The sequence below is a fragment of the Klebsiella sp. 141153 genome, from assembly GCF_032601995.1.
GTDB lineage: Bacteria > Pseudomonadota > Gammaproteobacteria > Enterobacterales > Enterobacteriaceae > Klebsiella > Klebsiella aerogenes.
Genome location: NZ_JAQIRJ010000008.1, coordinates 1 through 20,241, shown reverse-complemented (window position 1 = coordinate 20,241; position 20,241 = coordinate 1). Strand labels below are relative to the sequence as shown.

Annotated in this window: 14 protein-coding genes and 5 pseudogenes; 7 read left to right on the top strand and 12 right to left on the bottom strand. The window is 50.0% G+C overall.

The window, feature by feature from the left end:
- Positions 1–19: 19 nt before the first annotated feature.
- From PGS10_RS16120 to PGS10_RS16105, 4 genes are all read right to left on the bottom strand, one after another.
- Entirely contained in the window at positions 20–2,545 is a 2,526-nt protein-coding gene (locus tag PGS10_RS16120; protein ID WP_316423249.1) for a fimbrial biogenesis outer membrane usher protein, read from the bottom strand.
- A gap of 25 nt (positions 2,546–2,570) precedes the next feature.
- Positions 2,571–3,239 (bottom strand): hypothetical protein, encoded by a 669-nt coding sequence (locus PGS10_RS16115; protein ID WP_015368090.1) that lies wholly within the window; start codon positions 3,237–3,239, stop codon positions 2,571–2,573.
- Positions 3,240–3,296: 57 nt separating this feature from the next.
- Entirely contained in the window at positions 3,297–3,884 is a 588-nt protein-coding gene (gene ecpA / locus PGS10_RS16110) for a common pilus major fimbrillin subunit EcpA (RefSeq protein ID WP_113375070.1), read from the bottom strand.
- Positions 3,885–4,462: 578 nt separating this feature from the next.
- Positions 4,463–4,621: a transposase gene (locus PGS10_RS16105; RefSeq protein ID WP_316423248.1), complete on the bottom strand. Its 159-nt coding sequence runs from the start codon at positions 4,619–4,621 to the stop codon at positions 4,463–4,465.
- A gap of 73 nt (positions 4,622–4,694) precedes the next feature.
- Between PGS10_RS16105 and PGS10_RS16100 the strand changes: the two are divergent.
- Positions 4,695–5,168, top strand: a pseudogene (locus PGS10_RS16100) (tyrosine-type recombinase/integrase); the annotation flags it as partial.
- Positions 5,169–5,247: 79 nt separating this feature from the next.
- Here the strand turns inward: PGS10_RS16100 and PGS10_RS16095 are convergent.
- The 4 genes and pseudogenes from PGS10_RS16095 to PGS10_RS25115 all read right to left on the bottom strand — a co-directional run.
- A pseudogene (locus PGS10_RS16095) lies at positions 5,248–5,493 on the bottom strand (IS3 family transposase); the annotation flags it as partial.
- A gap of 269 nt (positions 5,494–5,762) precedes the next feature.
- The gene (gene lpxP / locus PGS10_RS16090; RefSeq protein ID WP_042893874.1) at positions 5,763–6,671 is read right to left on the bottom strand and encodes a kdo(2)-lipid IV(A) palmitoleoyltransferase; all 909 of its coding nucleotides are present in this window, start codon (positions 6,669–6,671) and stop codon (positions 5,763–5,765) included.
- Positions 6,672–6,873: 202 nt separating this feature from the next.
- A complete protein-coding gene (locus PGS10_RS16085) occupies positions 6,874–7,146 on the bottom strand; it encodes a hypothetical protein (protein ID WP_170833537.1) in 273 nt (90 codons plus the stop codon).
- A gap of 79 nt (positions 7,147–7,225) precedes the next feature.
- Entirely contained in the window at positions 7,226–7,402 is a 177-nt protein-coding gene (locus tag PGS10_RS25115) for a YnfU family zinc-binding protein (protein WP_213076229.1), read from the bottom strand.
- A gap of 153 nt (positions 7,403–7,555) precedes the next feature.
- On the opposite strand from PGS10_RS25115, the gene PGS10_RS16080 reads away from it, so the two are divergent.
- Positions 7,556–7,789, top strand: a complete 234-nt coding sequence (locus tag PGS10_RS16080; protein WP_042893886.1) for a hypothetical protein — start codon at positions 7,556–7,558, stop codon at positions 7,787–7,789.
- 19 nt (positions 7,790–7,808) lie between these two features.
- Here the strand turns inward: PGS10_RS16080 and PGS10_RS16075 are convergent, their stop codons facing one another.
- The 3 genes from PGS10_RS16075 to cspF all read right to left on the bottom strand — a co-directional run bounded on the left by PGS10_RS16075 (position 7,809) and on the right by cspF (position 17,005).
- Positions 7,809–16,391 (bottom strand): GH36-type glycosyl hydrolase domain-containing protein, encoded by an 8,583-nt coding sequence (locus PGS10_RS16075; protein ID WP_042893876.1) that lies wholly within the window; start codon positions 16,389–16,391, stop codon positions 7,809–7,811.
- 155 nt (positions 16,392–16,546) lie between these two features.
- Positions 16,547–16,711: a YnfU family zinc-binding protein gene (locus PGS10_RS16070; protein ID WP_213076404.1), complete on the bottom strand. Its 165-nt coding sequence runs from the start codon at positions 16,709–16,711 to the stop codon at positions 16,547–16,549.
- A gap of 81 nt (positions 16,712–16,792) precedes the next feature.
- On the bottom strand, positions 16,793–17,005 hold the full coding sequence (gene cspF / locus PGS10_RS16065; protein WP_072035681.1) for a cold shock-like protein CspF: 213 nt from the start codon (positions 17,003–17,005) through the stop codon (positions 16,793–16,795).
- Positions 17,006–17,283: 278 nt separating this feature from the next.
- On the opposite strand from cspF, the gene PGS10_RS16060 reads away from it, so the two are divergent.
- The 4 genes and pseudogenes from PGS10_RS16060 to PGS10_RS16045 form a co-directional block, all read left to right on the top strand.
- Positions 17,284–17,502 carry a cold shock domain-containing protein gene (locus PGS10_RS16060; protein ID WP_042893878.1) on the top strand — a complete coding sequence of 73 codons (219 nt, stop codon included), beginning with the start codon at positions 17,284–17,286 and terminating at the stop codon, positions 17,500–17,502.
- 268 nt (positions 17,503–17,770) lie between these two features.
- Positions 17,771–17,998, top strand: coding sequence for a hypothetical protein (locus PGS10_RS16055; RefSeq protein ID WP_010434226.1), 228 nt, complete (start codon positions 17,771–17,773; stop codon positions 17,996–17,998).
- A 561-nt stretch (positions 17,999–18,559) separates the two neighbouring features.
- A pseudogene (locus PGS10_RS16050) lies at positions 18,560–18,963 on the top strand (H-NS family nucleoid-associated regulatory protein).
- A 52-nt stretch (positions 18,964–19,015) separates the two neighbouring features.
- Positions 19,016–19,123: pseudogene (locus tag PGS10_RS16045) on the top strand (arsenical resistance protein ArsH); the annotation flags it as partial.
- Positions 19,124–19,298: 175 nt separating this feature from the next.
- Here the strand turns inward: PGS10_RS16045 and PGS10_RS16040 are convergent.
- Positions 19,299–19,847, bottom strand: a complete 549-nt coding sequence (locus tag PGS10_RS16040; RefSeq protein ID WP_015705173.1) for a GNAT family N-acetyltransferase — start codon at positions 19,845–19,847, stop codon at positions 19,299–19,301.
- A 285-nt stretch (positions 19,848–20,132) separates the two neighbouring features.
- Between PGS10_RS16040 and PGS10_RS16035 the strand changes: the two are divergent.
- Positions 20,133–20,241, top strand: a pseudogene (locus tag PGS10_RS16035) (ASCH domain-containing protein); the annotation flags it as partial.

Genomic DNA, 20,241 nt, shown 5'->3' with positions numbered 1-20,241 from the left:
TACCAGAATGTTTACCCAATTAACTCTCATTAACTTTTCCTGTCTGTTGTACCGCCGCCCATGAAGAGAGACCGCTGCATACTACGTCCCCTACCCACACCGCGCCGCGTGCCTGACTGAGCTCCAGCGCCACTTCACAGGTTTTATTTCTGCCGTAGCTAAAATCGATGGTGGGATATTTTTTATCGACATCCATGACAAACTCACCGTTTTCATCGGTGCGGGTGCGTCCGATATGGTTATTAATGCGCGCGTTCGCCAGCAGCGTGCCGTCTTCGGCGCGGATGCGCCCGGAGACGGTGACCATCTGCTTCACTTCCGGCTCGATCACCGCCACGTTACCGGGATAAAGCGTCAGGTGGCTCTTACGGCCGCTGACAATGTCGTAACTGTCGATCGAGTTTTTACTGTTCTGCAGTTCGACTTCATAGCGGCTGTACGGCGACAGCGGCAGATAATTGCGTTTACCGCTGAGCTGCACGATGCGCCCGTTAACCTTAGCGCTGAGCTTGCCGTCGTCTTCCAGCCCGGTATTGAAGATCACCCCGGCGTTGCCATCGGTTCGCCCGCTGGCGGCGATATTTTTCCCCTGCCAGCCGACGCTGCCGCTGGCGGTCAGGTTGGTGTTCACGTAGCCGTCGGCGCCGCTGTTGACGTTCAGCGTGCCGTTGGTATAGCGCGTTTCGAACTGCGTATAAGCGCCGCCGCTTAAGGTTTTGTCGTCGCCGGTATCGCCGGAAATCGCCCGCGAAATATTGGCGCCGACGGTTCGAATCGCCCCTTCATCAAACTGCTTACGCGCCGAGATGTTAGCCATGGTATAGCCGTTCTGGTGGGTCATCCCGGCGCTGAACCAGTTGCCCAGCGGCAGTGATAAATCGAGGGCGATATATTTCCCGGTGTTGGCGTTGCTATCACCGTTGTTATAGCGCTGTAAGCCCGCGCGCAGGCCTAGCGAGCCAAAAGAGCCGCTATAAATCGTCTGGTAATAATCCGCCGTGTAGTAATGGCTATTGTAGCGGCGGTCATCGTTATAGCTGATGCTAAAAGTACCTAGTTTTGACCACAGGGCGTTCAGGTTCAGTGTGCCGCCGATCGCCCGGTTATCGGCATCGCTGCGGCGCAGCTTATCGCCGATAACGGTCTTCTCCTGGTTAATCCACAACGAGCTAAAGCCGCCGGGTAAGGTGGCGCTGACGCTGCCGATGCTGCTCCAGGAGCTGTCGCTGGCCAGCATGTTTTGCAGGTTAAGATTCACCGCCTCGGTTAGCGGCAGCGTAATGCGCGTTTCGCCGACGGCGTTGCTATCGTAGCCGTAGCCGGTGGCCGCCCAACTGAGCGTACTCAACGATCCGGAAGCCGACGCCCCCGCCAGCCAGCTCTCTTTCGCCGGCTGCGTCTTTTTACCGCTTTCCGACCAGCGGTCCATGTGGAAGCTGCCGCCCCACACTTGCCAGGCCAGCGGTGCGCCCGCGCCACGTCCACGGCTGAACAGTTTGTTGACGCGTTGGGTGCGTTTGCTGACCACTCTTCCGTTAACGATAACTTCGACGTCAACGTCGTAAATACCGTACGGCAGGCCTCGGGTATCAACTTCATGATTCCCCATGACGAAGTTCTGCACGCTTAACAGGCGCCCGTCGCGCATCAGGTGAACCTCGCCTGCCGCCGGTAAGAATGCCACCACTGGCGTTGCCGACTGGCTGTTGTCAAATACCGTCGAGCTGGCCTGGTTGCCCCACGACGCGCCGTAGATTTTACCGGCCGAAATCGCGGTCATCGGCCCCAGCGATTGTAAGTTCCAGGTATCCAGCATCCCGCCGGCAAAACGGTGCCCGGCGAAGTCGCGCTCGTACATCGCTTTATACAGTTCGTTGTCCTGGTGGCTGGTGCCGATGCCGTACAGCGAGCCGTCGAGCACCACGTGATGCTCGCGCAGCGCGCTAACGCTATTGAGTGACAAATAGCTGGAGGTATTACTGCCGCCGCTACGCATCTGGTTGTTGTAGACCCCGAGGTTGTAGGTAAGGTTATTACTGAAAGTTTTAACGCTCGACTGGCCAATATCCTCGCTGCGCGACCGCAGCACGGTTCCCAGCGCCTCACGTTTCACCACCAGTTGTAGCAGCAACTGGCGCAGACTAAGTTGCAGCTGCGCGGCATCGGTTAAGGGGATCTTCAGCGCGTCGTTGAAAGCCTCATTGGATAAACGGCTGAGCTGTTGACGTGTCTCGTCGCTGACGCGAGCGTTGTCATCGCCCTCTTCGAGGGTGATTTGCCGAACCCGCAGCACATCGCCATCAAGCCAGATATACGCGGCGCCGATACGCTGATCGTTCTGATTATCGCGGCTGCCTTCAAGATGAATAAACAGAGGAATGCTCATGCCGTCCTGCAAAGCCTGGCTGAAAGCCTGCGGGATAATCACGCCGCCGATTTGCTGCACGCGCTCGGCGGCCATGCTGTCGCTATAAGGCGCCAGCAAAAGAACCATGCCGGAGGCAAGCAGCGCGTTCAGTCCAGGGGTGATCCGTCGTAAAGGCATAGTCTTAATCCATCAGCACACATGTCTATTTCACGGGAACAAACTGCTCGCCCTGCCAGAGCGCGACCCGTCCTTTTTTGTCAGCAATATTGACGCGCGTGAAGCGACGCGATTTCCCCGGCATCAGGTAATAATTTTCTTTGCACTCTTTGCCATCGGCGATTTTCAGACACGGGCCGTAGGCGATGATGCGCAGGGTGGCGTTCCCGGTATTGGTCAGCGTGTCGCCGGCAAACTGATAGCGAAAATTCGCCTGCCGCGGCGCCACCACCAGAATGGTGCCAATACGGGCAGAAGCGGTGGCCACCGCGCTACGCTGGGAGCCATTGCGCTGGGCATCGCTTAAAGCCTGATCGAACCAGACAATACGGTAGTAGCGCTCTTTATCATCCGCCGGGCCTTTGTAGAAAAAGCGCACCACTTCACTGGCCTTTGCGGGCAATAACAAGCTGGCGGGGGTCAGCAGGACTTCATCCTGTTTATCCATCGGGATCACTTTGCCGCCATCCAGCGGTGAAGAGAGACGTTCCAGATGAATATTGATTAAGCGTCCGCTGTCGGTGGTATTTTTAATCTCTTTACTCAGCGTGCTGCTGCCGCTGTTCATAAAGGAAGAGATATCGCCGACATCCAGCGCCAGCGCGGGATTCGCCAATCCCAGCAGCAGGCCAATGGCCAGGAGATGTTTTTTCATAAGCGTTCAGTCCATGAAGAGGCAGGGGTATTCCCCCTGCCCGGTGCTACGAGAAAATCAGCTGGTCCAGGTGGCGTCGAACTGCACGCTCACGTCACCGCTCCAGATCCCTTCCGGTAGCGTGCTGTAATCGGTTACCGCGGTGGTGCCGTCGGTGGTACCGCTGATGATGGAGAAGTTAAAGCCGTCCTGCGCGGTGGTTCGGCCTGCGGTGTTGTAGCCGTTAGACAGCGCGCTGAGGTTGCCGCCCAGTACGCCGTTAGCGGTGTCGATCATGATGGTGTCAGCGGTCTTCTCTACCGCGGCGCCGTTATAATCCACGCCCACGCTCAGCGTTGAACCGGAGGTATCCAGCTGGGTCAAGGTGTTAGTGATAAGACGAGAAGTCAGTTTGAAGGCAGTCGCCGTGGTATCGCCTTCAACCGCAACATCAAACAGACCTTTTTGTGAGTTAAAGCCTTTAATCCCTTCGGCATACTGGAAAGCCAGGCTGCCAAGCGGGGTAACAACCAGTTTGCTGGAAGTGTCTTTTTTCGCGGTTGCAGACCAGGTAGCCACAGCCTGAGCAGTAACGTCAGCAGCCTGAGCAACCCCCATACCCGTGAAAGCTGTTACCAGAGCGATAGCAACAAGTGTTTTTTTCATTTCTTTTTTCATCCTGAGTTGTAATATAGTTAGCACTTAACTACTTTTACTTTTACAAAGTAAAAATAGTTAAAAACTTATTAATACTTTAAGCGCTTATAAAAGCCCCCCATGTCAAAGGTAATTCTGTGCGCAAATAATTTTAAAAACTAGCAAAGCTATAAAACCTTATTAGATATTTATTATGCCAACGCTCAACGCGGCCTCCTTTCAATTTAGGCTGAGAAATATCGTTTAAAACACGATGGCATGCAAACTATGTGGGCATTATATATTTACGTAAAAAACTAACAATACACATTTCGAAAATTGAGAATTTATCCTATACAGAAAAATCCTAAAAAACACACAATGCAACCCTATCCTTATGATTTTATAAAATAAAATATAAACACACTCATTTTTTAGCAAACAACTAATTTTTTATTCGAATAAGGAAAACCATCAATTAGTAAGCATTTAAAATACAGAGCAACACAAATTGCCATAATTATCATACAAATAATAATCATACCACCTAAAAACTGCCATGAAGAAATTATAACACTATTAAATAGTTTGGATTGTATATTATTTAATTAACACCCTGAACATCCTATAGTGCCATACTTCTTACGCCAGGTGTAAAAGGTGGCGTCGGAAATGGCGTGCTTGCGGCAGAGCTCACGGGCAGAAACCCCGGCTTCGGCCTCTCGGAGAATACTGATGATCTGTTCTTCGGAAAAACGCTTCTTCATGGGGATGTCCTCATGTGGCTTATGAAGACATTACTAACATCGCGGTGTATTAATCAACGGGGAGCAGGTCAGATTGAGAACAGTAGAATTACGTCTGGCTGAATGGAGCGAAATTGACTTTGATAATCGTATCTGGGAAATCCCAAAAACTAGAATGAAAATGAAACGTCCTCATGTAATCCCGTTATCAACTCAATCCTTGAGCGCTCTTCGTCAATTGGAAGAACTAACAGGAACCTACCAGCTTATTTTTGCAGGACGAAACGATGTTAACAAAGCGATGAGTGAAGCTAGCATCAATATGGTTATAAAAAGAGTTGGCTACGATAAGAGAGCGACTGGTCATGGTTTCCGGCACACCATGAGTACCATTTTGCATGAGCAGGGGTTTAACACCGCATGGATTGAAATGCAGCTTGCACATGTGGATAAAAACTCGATTCGTGGAACGTACAATCATGCGCAATATCTGGATGGAAGACGAGAAATGATGCAGTGGTACGCTGATTATATTGATAGGCTGGAAGGTACAAATACCTCAGTATAAAACCTCAGCCCTTTATGGGCTGAGGTTTAGCGTTTTAGTAATTATGGACCGACCCCATGCCTGTAGACCAATTCAGTCCTCACAACGAAGCCTGTTCGAAGGCCTCCGGACTGACGCCGCTGAGATGACTGTGGCGCCGGGCCCAGTTGTAGAACACTTCAATGTAATCGAAGATATCCGCCCGGGCCAGATCCCTGGTTTTATATATGCGTTTTCTGATCCGTTCTTTTTTCAGCGAACTGAAGAACGATTCGGCCACCGCATTATCCCAGCAGCTGCCATACCAGCTCATGCTCAGCACCAAGTTATTGGCCCGGCAGAAGCGCAGCCTGTTCGGCATTGATGTTTGATGCGCTCGTTGGCGATTTGGAAAGCACCAACATCTGTCTTTGGGACGATGTAGTCTATTTAACTGAGCCGAAGGTCCGGTGTGAGCGAAAAACGGACCTTCAAATCCGAACCGGTTCAATTGATTAACCTTGGCTGTCAGTCAAGCCATCGTTAACATGAATCCGATCGAAAATTCCTTATCGCATTTTTACAAATACGCAGTGGCAAGAAAGATAGACTCTGGCTCATGACAAGTAGATTTGTTCATTTGTATAAAGAGACTTCGCCTTCAGGACGCGTTTTGAACCTGCGATGCATCCACAGGTATTGCTCAGGGGCACGGAGAATTTCACGCTCGATGATCTTGTTCATATAAGCCGCTGCGGCGACCTTGTCCTCCCCTGGATAGCCTGACAACGGATTGCTGATATACATGTGATAACCTTTTTTATCGCTACGTCGAATCATGCTAAGTGTGAGCAAGTCTGCACCAGCGAGTTTTGACAAAGCATACGTGCCGTTCGTCGTGGCTGCTTTGTTTACCGAGAAAAAAGGTGCAAAAACGCTTCCCTTAGACCCATAATCCTGGTCTGGTGCAAACCACACGGCTTCACCAGCTTTCAGCGCATGAACAAAACCAGATAAATTACGCCGATTTATCATGGCCTTATTTGAACGCATACGCCCTTTTGTCTGTACCCATTCCATTAATGGATTATTGTGTGGACGATACGTTGCCATCATAGGATGGCATAACCCCATTACTCTTCCACACAATTCAAGGGACATAAAATGTATCCCGACAACCATTACCCCTCTGGTAGCACCGGTCAGGTTTTCAAGCCCTTCGACATCAAACCATTTTTTAACTCTCGCATCGCTCCAGAACCAGGCCATTCCTGTTTCCATCAGACCCAGCCCGAGAGAAACAAAGTTTTTATTGACCATCTGGCTACGGGCAAACGGTGTCATCTCGGGAAAGCACAGTTCGATATTTCTAATCGCAATTCCTTCCCGGCGTTTCAGAAAGGGTCTGGATATTTTTCCAAGGCCAGAGCCCAGAGTATGTAAAACCGGGTAAGGAAGTTGAACGAGAAGCCACAGCAGACCCAAACCAGACCAGGTAAGCCAGTGGCGAGGATGAAGTAAATTATGAGTAAAAGTCTGTGCCATAAATTTCCTTAATGCTAATGAAGGTTATAACGCAAAAGGAAAACAATGAGGCAATTCGTCTTTAGCGATACATTTTGTTTTAGACAATTTAAAGTCATCTAAATTCAGAAAAAATAACTTTGCAATGACTGGTAAAGAATTTAAAGCGTCAGGAATGAATTGTAAGCCAGCAAATTTATTCTGTTATAAATCCATGGTTTTATCATTGATACTCAAGGAATTGTCTTCTTGATTCATCATCATCAAGGTACTCAAAAGAAAGAAGCCGAATTTTGGTAAGTTTATAAAACCACTCACAATCGTTTCGTTGAATAATTTCGCCTGGTTTGAAACATATCCCGGATGCCACCCGAATAATCGCATATTTACCATTACTAAACCTGACCCGGTGAATACAGAAAGGTTGGCCAGCCTGTCCGTGACAGCTGTTCGACATGATATGCCCTTCAATAAAAACAGATTTTTTAGATTTCATTATCATACCCTCGACAACAGCAGTACAGGAGGAATGTTGTCATTTTCCGACATCACTGACGTTAAGTGGCAGAAGCTGATCAGCCGCCGATACACCAGCATTCTGAAGGTCTGAACAACAGTCCGCAGGCAGGGCACTCAAGAACCGCATCTTTTCTTAGTTTACCTGCTTTCTGATCGGCTCTGTGTGCACATACCGGGCAGGCAACATGAACCGGTCTTTCTTTAAAATACCTGAGCCCATTTGTATAAGACATAAATAATTCTCTGAGGAATAGAGTAATTATTATACGCTTTAATATAAAAATAACTGGCATAAGTTATGTTAAGTTGTGTCTGAATCAGGATATCAGATATTGAAAATTGAACGTCTGATTTATGATACACTACCCTTCCGTGAGAAATTTAAGATGAAATCAGAAGACACCCTTGACTGGTATCCGGCACAACTACCGCCTGTGAAAATTATTCTTGGCGAAGCCGTGCTGGCTGTGGGTAAACAGGGCCGACCGATTAATACCCGCACCTTGCTGGAATACCTTCAGGTCATGCAGGCCAAACAAAAAAGGCGGGATGACAAAATCGCCATGCAGACTGCGATTGATGTTCTCAGGGATAATCAGCGCATTAACGGCAGACGTTAATGCACCTCCGGGATCAGTGTCAGTTCTGAATGATCTCAACCGTATGGTTTTGTCCATCATCCTTCAGCGGTATTCTGTCATCAGGGAGGAGAACACCATCCAGCGTCACGCAATATTCTGCATCGCCACGTGAAACACTAATCTGATAATGGCTTTCACCATATTGATATGCCATAGAAAAAGACGACCACGAATCCGGTAATAGGGCATGAACACTAAAGTCAGTGCCGGAACGTTTTATCCCCAGTAATTCCTCGGTAAGTAAACGCCAGGCCCAGCCTGCGGAACCGGTATACCAGCTCCACCCTGCACGTCCGGTATGGGGAGCGACGCTGTAGACATCAGCACTCATAACATAAGGCTCAGCTTTATAAATCCCGACCAGGCCCGCATTCAGGGTATGATTTACAGGGTTGAGCATTGACCAGAGTTGCCAGGCTCGTTCGGCATTCCCCATTCGGGCAAAGGCCATCACTGCCCAGATGGCGCCATGCGTATACTGCCCTCCATTTTCCCGCACACCGGGCAGGTACCCCTGTATGTAGCCCGGATTTGGACCGTGTCCGTCGAAAGGAGGCGTTAACAGTTTGATCAGCCCTCCTTCGTTATCCACAAGGTGCTTATCCAGCGCCTGCATGGCCTTTGCGCACCGTCCCGGGCTCGCGGCGCCGGACAATACAGACCAGCTCTGCGCAATCGCATCAATCCGGCAGTCCTGTGAGGTTTTCGATCCCAGGGGAGTACCATCGTCAAAATACCCGCGCCGGTACCATTCCCCATCCCAGGCGTGGGCTTCGAGATTGCTTTGCAGGCGCAGGGCCTGTGAACGGCACATCGCGGCGACGCTTTCATCCAGCCTGCGCTCCGCAAGCGCTGCAAACCTCTGCAAAATGTCGTACAGGAAGAAGCCCAGCCAGACGCTTTCACCTTTGCCTTCGATACCCACCCGGTTCATCCCGTCATTCCAGTCACCAGCCCCCATCAGTGGCAGGCCATGCTCCCCGAAGCGAAGTCCATAGTGAATAGCTTTGACGCAGTGTAACCAGAGTGTCTCTTCGGTGCCGCTGATGACCGGCGTGTCATAGACAGACTCTTCACTAGGCTGAAGCGGGCGTCCCTCCAGATAAGGAATGCGTATTTCCAGTGCATCCATATCCCCCGTCGTTTCAACATAGTGGCAAACAGCAAGCGGCAGCCAAAGATAGTCATCGGAACAGCGGGTACGCACACCGTTGCCGTGTGGAGGGTGCCACCAGTGCTGCACATCCCCCTCGATAAACTGCCGTGATGCACAGAGTATTATCTGTTCACGCATCCGGTCCGGAGCAGCGTGGCTCAGAGCCAGCGTATCCTGCAGCTGATCGCGAAAACCAAATGCACCGCCAGACTGATAGTAGCCACTCCGGGCCATAAGACGGCAGGCGACCGTCTGATACAACAGCCAGCCATTAACCAGTAAATTTACTGACATGTCGGGGGTGTTAACTACGATTTTATCGAGCACATTGTGCCAGTGATTATGAATCCGGTTCAGCTCCTGGCGGACCGTATCCTCGTTCATGTAGCGGGCCAGCGTCTCCTGAGCACAAACATCATTCTCCTCTGCGCCGAGGATAAAAATAAACGTCCTCTGGTCCCCGTCAATTAATGTAACCGCCGATTGCACCGCTCCGCAGGGATCCAGACCGGCCCCCGTCTTACCAGAAAGCTTTTGCAGTTTCATGGCCGACGGAGCGTGAAGGGAACCATTACGGCCAATAAACTCCCGGCGGTCCCCTGTCAGAGAACAGTCATTACCGCTGACGGCAAAAAATGCAGTTCGGCCGGCACCATTATCACCATAAAAGTTATTCGCAAGCACCCCGCAACCTCCGGGCGTTCTGGCCACATGTGTCACAATGTGAGGGGCTGAGCGCGTTCGTGTTTCTCCGAGCGTCCACTCTACATAGCCTGTGACGGAAAGTTGACGTGTCCGTCCCGAAGAGTTACTGAGCGTCAGGAGCACCAGTTTAACCGGATCTTCTTCAGCAACCAGGACCGTCAACTCGCTGTCTATACCACTCTCACGATGGGCAAAAACGCTGTAGCCAAAACCATGGCGGGTCAGGTAATCACCGTGTCCGCGAACAGGCAACGCTGTCGGTGACCAGTTTTCCCCGGTCTCTTCATCACGCAGATAAAACGCCTCGCCAGAGCGATCGCTCACAGGATCGTTCTCCCACGGCGTCAACCGGTATTCATGGGCATTCTCATACCAGGTATAGGCCTGCCCTGCCTCTGAGATCACACTGCCAAAACGAGAATTTGCCAGTATGTTCGACCAGGGAGCCGGTGTAAGCACATTTTCCCGAAGGACGATCTGATACTCCCGCCCATCCTGAGAAAATCCACCGTACCCATTGAAATGGCATAACTGACTGGTATCAGGGCTCCAGTCCGTATGTTGATTACGCTCGCGCACAGCACGCGGAATGAATGCCCTTGCCGGCGATTTCAGGGTATGAATACGCTGGTTAAGCTGCTCATTAATACCCCCTGCGCGGTCATCAAGATAAAGACAGGCCACGCTCATCAAAAGCAACTTATCCTCAGCGGAGAGATGCTCACCGTTGCGGACAAAAAGCCCGCCCTTTTTATCCAGCAGACTGGCTTCAGACCCGGCATAAATTAACTCCATAATCTGATTTTGTAATCCCTGCTGGTAGCCGCCGGGGCTGTTATTCAGGATAACTAAATCAACATCCAGCCCTTTCTGTCTCCAGTAACGGTGTGCCTGAATCAGTGTGGTCACTGAGGTGATACTTTCCTCGCTGGTTATACTCAGCAGCACTATCGGCAGATCCCCTGAAATTGCCCAGCCCCACAGTCCGGACTGGCCACGCCGGTTGCGGCCGATCGCCTGGCCTTCGGCGCGCAGCTCCTGGACAGGGTAAAGCACAGCGCTGGCGAGACTATTGAACAACGTGGCATCATCTTCACTGGCGTTCATCTGGCGCAATACCACCAGACTGTGAGACCAGGCCAGTTCAAAGACGCGATCGGCGATAGGGTAATCGCGATATTTCTCCAGCAACGCCAGGCTCTGCTTACGGGTCTCGCTGATGCCATAAATGATATCAATCGTAACCGGCTGCCCCGGCTGCAGAATAATGGCGTTGCGAATTGCCAGTATCGGATCCAGCACCGAGCCCGACGTGTTGCCTAGCATTCCTCCCGTCTCTATTGCCTGTGCATTCGCAGGGTTTCTGCCACGTCCAATAAACCTTGTCCTGTCCGTTTCAAACGACACGTTATGTCGGTTATCGCCGTGCACCACCATCATGTGAAACAGGCAAGGGCCCGGTTCATCCGGTGAGCGCGGGCGCCGGTGGCAAAGAATAGCGTCACGCTCAGTAGCCAGCTCAGTCTGAATAAACAAATTGCTGAATGCCGGGTGTGCCAGATCGCTGGCATCAGGTGCCAGTACCACTTCAGCATAGGTTGTCAGCTCCAGAGAGCGAGGCTTGCGACCACGATGAATCAGTGTGAGCCGTCGCAATTCAACATCATCCTCCGGAGAGATCACCACCTGAGTTTTGACGCTGAGTCCCCCGAAGCTGCGTCTGAATTCTGCCCCCGCATCGGTGAACAACACTTCCTCGTCTTGTCCGCTGGTGTAGCCTGTTGGTTGCCAGGTATTGCTCCACACATCTCCCGTCTGGGTATCGCGGATGTAGCAGAATGCTCCCCAATTATCACGGGTGGTATCACTGCGCCAGCGCGTTAGTGCAATATCATTCCAGCGACTATAACCGCCGCCGCCCGCGGTCAACATCAGATGATAATGGCCGTTGGACAGCAGTTGAATATCCGGGGCGGGGGTATCCACGCTATAGAAAATACGGGGTTCATAGCGAACGGGTTTGACCATGCCCTCATGAGATTCAAAATGACGGCGCGGACTGTACAGATCGACCGCATCCGGCACGCGCTCCTGTAACAGCAGACTCGCTGACCGGAATACCGTGCTGGACATAAAGCGTTCAGTCATGGGGGCGTCAAGCAGCACATGAGCCAGCGCCTGAAATGCCATACCCTGGTGATGCGCCATCCAGGACTGTACCACCGCATAGAGCTGACCGGTTGCAAGACGTGAGGGGGTATAGTCCAGCGCTTCATAAAAACCGTATTCTCCGCGTGCACCATTTTTTTGCAGCCTGAACAGGTTCTCACAGGCTCTCTGTGGGGAAACCATCAGCGCCAGCAGCGTGGCGTAAGGAGCGACAACCATGTCATCGGCAAGTCCCCTGCGCAGACCGAGCCCCGGTACGCCAAATGCCTGATACTGATAATTATGCTGAACATCAAAAGCATGATAGCCAGACTCTGAAACACCCCATGGTACCCCGCGTTCTTTCCCCCAGTGAATCTGGCGCATAACCGCCGACTGACTCATTTCATCGAGCAGGCTGCCGGGCCAGGTGGGCATCACCAGATTCGGCATCAGATATTCAAACATGGATCCGCTCCATGACATCAGGGCAGTTTCATTATCAATCGTGGTAAACAATCGACCCAGCGCGTACCAGCTTTTAAGAGGCAGCTGATTAGTCGCAATGGCAAGAAAGCTGGTCAGGCGGATTTCAGACGGCAGGAGATCGTAGTGGCTCTTGTCAGGCATATTGGTGTCACAGTTATAACCGACGCTGAGCAGACTGGTTGCTTCACTGTACAGAAAGGCGAAATCCATCCGGGCATGCTCATCCAGCCGCTGTTCCAGCTCGGTGATAATATTGAGTCGCATTCGGGCCTGCTCCGCTACTGACGCCGGAGGCGTTCCTGTACCGGTTAATGTCGGACGGGCAAGCTCGCTCAGCGTCGGCAGCGTCTGTTCATTCCAGGATGCAGGCAACCAGCCAAGCAACAGAGACCACTCATGGCAAAGCTGAACCAGTTGATGCTCCAGATGTCCAGCCCAGCGCATCTGAAGAGGAGATCCCTGATGACATGCGCTGGTCAGATGGTTGCACTGGGTGCGCATGCTTTTCAGTTCACTGAAAAATGCCTGTGGAGAGAGCGACACCGCGTTCAGGCAATGCTTGCGCAGCAGTCTCAGGCTGTCAGGTGGGTTCTTACCCCACTGTTTTTCCAGAATATCCATCGTATCGTTCAGTCCTGCCAGTATCTGTTGGTTGCTTAAAACAGGCTGATGACGCATGGCGGACAGGCCTGCACGCAGGGTCAATAAATGCCCGGCCATATTGCCGCTGTCGACGCTGGAGATATAGCGTGGACTGAGGGGGACCAGCGTACGGGTGTCATACCAGTTGTAGAGATGGCCCCGGTAGTGCTCCATTTGATCCATCGTGTCGAGCGTGAGCGACACGCGCCGGAGCACCTCTCCGCCAGGCAGGTAGCCAAAGTCCCATGCCGTCAGGTTAGCCATAAGTGAAAGACCAATATTGGTAGGAGAAGTTCGGTGTGCCACCGTCGGTTGTGGTATTTCCTGATAATTATCAGGCGGAAGCCAGTTCTCTTTTGCTGTGGCAAATGTTTCAAAAAAAGCCCAGATTTCACGGCTTGTCTGGCGTAACAGCTGTTTTTGTTCCTGATTAGGCGAAAAAACCTTACGCACGGGCTGGCGACTCAGCCAGCTCATCAGCAGCGGTGCCACACACCATACCAAACCGATCGGTAACGCAATCCCCAGCAGCTGTGGAGCAAATTGTCCGGTCAGTATTGTCAGCGCCACGCCACCGGCAACGTTCAGCCACATCGCCTGATAAAAACGTGCAACAGTGGGTCTGGCCTGACTGCTGTCCTGGCTGTGGCTGACCCACTGGCTGAGGTGACGCCTGCTTATCCCCAGTCGCCATAGCGTCACGGCGATCGCTTTCAGCGAATATCCGGCTTCGTGCGGCAGTATCGCAAAATTAAGGCTGATACCTGACAGACGCTTTAGCGCGCCCGCCCCCACCAGTAACAGATGCGGCTTCACGCGGCGACGCAGAGGTTTATGCAGAAGGTCGTGGCTAATGCAGAGGATGGCTGGCAACAGCCATATCAGCAACAGTATGCCCAGCCAGTAAACCGGATTGGGTACCCAAAGCAGAGCGAAGAACAGCAATATCAGTAAGGAGGGGGCGACCAGACTGCGACGTAGATTATCGAGTAATTTCCAGTAAGAAAGCGCGGTCAGCGGATTCCTGACCCGGGTTCCATCGGCTTTTCTGACGCGTGGTTTTAGCCAGTTAAGCAGTTGCCAGTCACCCCGGATCCAGCGTGAACGTCGTGCAACGTCCGACAGATAATTATTAGGGTACTGTTCGTACAGTAACACCTCGCTCAGCAGACCCGAACGTGCATAGCATCCTTCAAGCAGATCGTGGCTGAGTACCAGATTTTCCGGGCAGATGTTGGTAGTGGCCTGCATAAAAATATCAACATCGTAAATCCCTTTGCCCACAAACGAGCCTTCCCCAAAGAGATCCTGATAAATATCCGAAGACATCATCGAATAAGGGTTATTGCCCGGTACGCTGCTGCGCAGGGCTGCGTAACGCCCCTGACCGTTGCGTGGTATCTCCTCCGCAAGACCGGGCTGTAAAATACCGAATCCTTTGACAACCCTCTGGCGTACCGGATCATACTCAGGCGTATTCAGCGGATGTGCCATCGTCGCGACGAGTTTGTGTGCCGTATCGCGCGGGAGCACCGTATCGCTGTCCAGGGTAATGACGTATTTTATGTGACCCGGTAAAAGGTGGGCTGGCATCTCTGCAACGCTGACGAATTGCGTTCCGGGATGGCGCAACCAGCTGTTCAGTAACGCCAGTTTTCCCCGCTTGCGTTCATAGCCCATCCACGCTCCTTCCGAGGGGTTCCATTCAGGCTGGCGATGTAACAGATAAAAACGTGGTCGGCCGGAGGGGTAGCGGCGATTAAGCGCCTGAGTATCGGCGATAGCCTGTCTGAGCAGCGCGTGACTTTCCGGCGAGGGTTCATTTTCAGAATCAGCAAAATCAGTGAGCAGCGCGAACCTGAGATTTTCGTTTTCATTCCCCAACCAGCAGACTTCAAGACTGGTGAGGAGCTGGCTGAAACTTTCGTGGCTGGTCAACATGCAGGGAATGACTAACATGGTGGCACTGTCAGCGGGAATACCGGCTGAAAAATCCATCCCCGGCAAGGGGCGAGGAACGCGAAAACGGGTGGTTGCGTCACTGAGTAAATCACTCATTAACTGAGTTAAAGCGATAACCAGAGGTAATATCACCGCGATTAACAACCAACCTGCGCCCTGCTTGGCAGTTTCGTGCAATATTGCCGCGGTCGCTGCGGTTGTCAACAACGCCAGGCTGCCAAGCCATGACAGCAGGGTTATTCTGTTGAAACTGTGCCGCAAGCGTATGAGTCTTGAGGTGTCTGCCAGAAGATGTATATCCAGTGCCTGTCGACCTTCGCCGGCGAGATAATAACCAATATGATGTTCCGGTGTATTGGGGGCTTTTTCCTCTGAAAGCGCCAGCACCCTGTCAGCAACCTCAGGCTCGCTGAGCCCACTGTCTCTGGCCAGGACCTCAACTACGTGCCGGTAATGATCCCGGGTATTGAAGTGCATCCGGGGATAGATACCGGCAGGATCATTTCTTAATGCCTGTTCGACGACGCTTATCGTTTCGGCGAAATCAGCCCAGTCCGTTTCACCCAGTAATCGCAGACCTGCGATGCTGTTACTGACAGACAGCTGGCTGGCGGCAAGCTGTTGATTGAAGTTATTTATGAGAATGTCAGTGGTGACTCCCTGTTCCCGAAGGCACTGATCAACCCAGGTAAGAGGTAACGACAGCGCGTTGCCGTGCCCCTGCAGACGCCGCACCAGTTCTGCGACAAACGCGCTGGATAACGGAGGACGGGACCGCGCCAAATCGGCAACCACCATAATTAAATCACCAGGCGCACTCTCTGCACATTCGAAAATCCTGGTTATCCACGTATCTGCCAGGTTTCTGTCCTGTTGCGCTTTTATCACTTCCATACTGATACGACGAAGATTTTCAATCAGCGCCAGGCGCAGCATTCCCGGTAATGCCCAGATTTCACCTAGTGTCAGCGGAGTCACCTGTTGATAGGCAGCGAGATAGCTGGTCAGACTGGTGGCATCCCAGCGGCCATCACCGTGAGCAATGGCCTCTGATGCGATATGATAAATTCTTGGGCAATTCAGCGGCGACATCAGCGACGGGAGACCTTTACCAAAACTTTTCGGCAAGTGCTGGCGGACGGTACGGATTTGTTCCTCAATCAGATAATAATTGTCCAGCAACCACTCCCCGGCGGGCATGATACTGGTCTTTTTACCTGCATTAAGCTCATAGCAGTTTTGGGTGATAACGGCCTCATTGTCGCCAAGCCGTTTCAGAAGATAATAGGGATGTTTATCCGGTGATACTTTATGGGTCCGTGCCAGCTTCTGACCATAGCGTTCCATCTGGGCAGTCGAAAAGAGTTCTGACCGCGGAGTGCTTTCGCTTGCAGGATCGTTCGCCGAAAACGTTAGGTTTTCGGCAGCATTCATCGGAATACGGGAGCGGTTAAACCACGCTCTGGGGTTCATTTTCATAGCATTGCTCTGATGCGACATTAGCGCGCAGGAGCAGTTGCGAAATCAATTCAGAAACGTTCTCTCAGGATGTGCGTCAGGCATCAGGGATTTAACAGCTGCCGGAATCTAACATAAGTATAGGACATGAGCTCTGTTCTGCGGTTTTGGTCGAGCTAGCGTCGGGAGATAAACAGAGCCTTACATCCGGGGCAAAGCATGGTCTGGTTGAGCCGGATTTTTGACAACGGTTGTGCTGATTTTAAGCCACAAACAGGACAGGCAGCAGTGGCAGTAGACGCACTGCTGAAGAGTTTCATTGCGTAATTGATAACAGACATAACCATTAACCTTTCAATGAATGAGATTCACTGTACCACGTGTGGTTAAGTTTTGATCTGTTAATTTTGTCACGCTGAAAATCAGGAAAGATAAATGTTTGCAGCCACAGGCCCCCTGAGACCGTTGATCCGGCAAAATTCTATGCGGCTTCCAGGGATGAGTAATTCTGATTCGCGAAAGTTAACGGCTGAAATGTGAAGCAGAACGTCTTTTCGGCCATCAGATGGGATGATGAGGCCTCTACCACTAAGAATGTCAAAGCTTTTGACAATTCCTGTCATTTTATGGGACAAGTCAATTCCTTACTGAAAACACGTAAAGACTATACATTGAAAATGGCATTCAGCCATTTTTATTTTTCCTACAGGACCTCTGGACGGCTAAAAGATAATTTGCTTATATCGATTCCATGTGCCTTAATGAATCCCATCAGTTCGATGTACGAATGAAATTTTGAAGTTTTCCGGGCAGTTCTCATTACCAGGCGCTATCGTTGATATCCCCTCTTTTGAGTCCATACGTTTAATCTTATACGTTTACTATCAATACAATCATGTATAACGGAGTCAGTATGACCTCGAGAATTATGGGCCTGGTTAAATGGTTTAACGAAGACAAAGGTTTTGGCTTCATCTCTCCTCTTGATGGCAGCAAAGATATCTTTGTCCATTTGTCTGCACTTAATGGTGACAACTTTAAAACTTTATTTGAAGGTCAGAAAGTTGAATTCGCCATTCACCGCGGAGAAAAGGGTCCTGCTGCTGCAAACGTAACACTTTGCGATAAATAAATCATTGTGGGTCTGCGATAACGATGAAGGATTATTCCTGAGTAGACAGACCCATAACTTAAATCAGATGAAAGTCGTTTATTCATAATATCTGATCAGCATATTTTTCAAAATTATGAGTATGCTAAGCGATGTGATGAAGTGCAGTACTACTGCATAAAAAGTCTAAAAGCACAAACTAACCACATGTTAAATAAGAAGTGCGTAATGGCTTTGACCTTAATGGCATCTGCCAGTTAATATCCACGAGAGAACAGGGTAATAGAATATGATTAAAGTCCTTGTTTTCTTTAATGCTGAATCCTGTAAAGTCATGACCGTTCTGGAAGGTATATCCTCTATCAGGCAGGAATATCCAAACGGTGAAGAAACACACCTTCGGATTATGTCTGCAGGTTTTCCTTCTTTAACTGGCGATCATGGTATTGTTTACGTGGCTACTGACAGGGAGTTAACGTCACAGGAGATACTTGATGCGGCCAGGAAGTATTTATAGCATTTTTGTCATGCTCTCTGCTCCACGTTTAATTGCATGCTTACCCTATTTATCAGAATCGAACAAAAAATGAGTTAAAAGCATTTATGGCCTGCTAACAGCAGGCTTCTTTTACATTACACTTTTTTAGAAACGCCTCTATAAAGAGAGAGTAATTCGCTACCCTCTGACAAAATGCAGGTGTCTCCCCCCTGCGTGCCATCTTGCTATTTGTGAAAAACCTTGCTAAGTGGCGGCGCTGCCTCTCCTCATTTTAAATCTCATCAGGTGTGACTGAAGCAATAAGTTATGAGGGTATAAAAAGGCTCTCCGGATGACTCCTGGCATCATAGTTTTAAGCACCTTCAAAAATGCATGGACATTTCGTAGGAGTTGTAATTTAGTTCTTGCACATTCTTCTTAATTTTGTCTTGCGATAAGAGATTTATATAAGTAGTCTAAACCTCGTTAATAACAATATGTACCAATCGGATTAAAATGCTTAGTAAGAAAAATCGGGTTGATGAGCAACCGTCGACATTGGTATTTGCTGAACAACGAAAAACTTTAAAAGGTCTCTTTATGTCAGATGCTCTTACACAGTTAAACAATATCCGTACCTTACGTTCTCAGACTCGTGAAATGTCATTAGATGTACTGGAAGATGTTCTGGAAAAGTTTAAAATTATTCTTATAGAACGACGAGAAGAAGAGACATTACGTCTTGCAAATGAAAGTCAGCGCCGCGATAAACTGGAATCACTTCGTCAGATGATGCTTGATGAGGGTATCGACCCATCCGAACTTATGGCTGTTGTTGGCTCTCCGGGTAAGATTAAAAGGACGCGCTCCCCCCACCCGCGAAGTATCGATATACTGACGAAACTGGAGAGTCAAAAACATGGTCAGGTCAGGGGCGAATGCCGAAGCGGATCTCAAATCTGATTGCTGAAGGTGGGGAATTAAAAGATTTTGAAATCAGCTAAAAAGAGCCAGGTATAACCCGGCTCTTTTTTGTGTAGGCCGCAAGTTGCCTTAGAGAATAGTCGAGAAACATTTAGTTCCGTCGATGTAGCCGAGAAGCTGTTTAAAATCACAGTGCTGCTTAAGGGACAAACCGTTTATCTTGCAGATCGTTACAGCTAGCAAAAAAAGAGCCATCAGGAGCTTTCATCCCGAGCCAATCAGGACAATATATAATGTATGTTCTTCGTGAATCTATACTGCATAAGCTTAACAACGTCCGCTCCTGGCACGGAGCGGACGTGTTAATGAAGCTGAAGGTCCGCTGGGAGCGCTTAGCGGACATGCCATCAGCTTATCAGCCACCTTTACGAGCATTCCATTCATCACGTGTGATTTCCCATAGCTCGGAATCCAGCAGACCGCTGACATATGCTTTCTTTTCAGTCCTAATGAGCCGCATGCCACTGCTTTGTGAGATACGTTTGGAGCGGTTATTGAGAGCCGCTTTCGGCGCACGCAATATAGTCTTATTTAAGGAATTGAACCAATAATCTGTAGCTGCGTTACAGGCCTCACGCATAAAACCTTTGCCCTGATGCTCCGGTGCTAACCAAAATCCTCGGTTGTTATCCTCAACATCATAAAGACAGATTAAACCTACCATGTTGTCAGGTGTTTCACGATGCCTAATAGTCCAGATCCAAGCGATTCCATTTGCTATATCAGGCAAGGCAACGTTATTGACATAATTCTCGGCGCCATTATCCGGATAGGGCCACGGTACTGATGAGACCATGTACCGAACAATCTCCCAGCGAGGATACAGTATCTGAATTTGTGAGGCATCTTCTGAGGATAATGGTTTTAACAGTAAGCGTTCTGTATAGAGTATAGGTATTGGCATCAGCACTTTTCCTTCCTGAACTTAGTGTCTATTACTGTTTAAGCCATTAAATAGCTATCTCAATGTATCTTGATGTACAGAAAATATCCATACAATAGGAGGCGCGGTTAACAAGCAGTCAGGGGCAGTTTTTGGCACTGCGCGGATGAACCAACTGAGTTTAAGCTCCAGTCTGAGCGAAGAGCAAACCACACTATCTGAGGTAACGTATTACTGTTAATGGTGAACCCATTAACGCTAATACTATTATTACTTTTTTTCATCAACGGTTAGGCAGATGCATTAATGGTTAAGCTTAAGGAAATAGAAATGAAATATCCAGGCGCAGGGGCCTGGCAAATGGGAGACAGTCCAGAACTGGCAAGCGAGCTTGCTAACCTTATTAAAAAAGGAA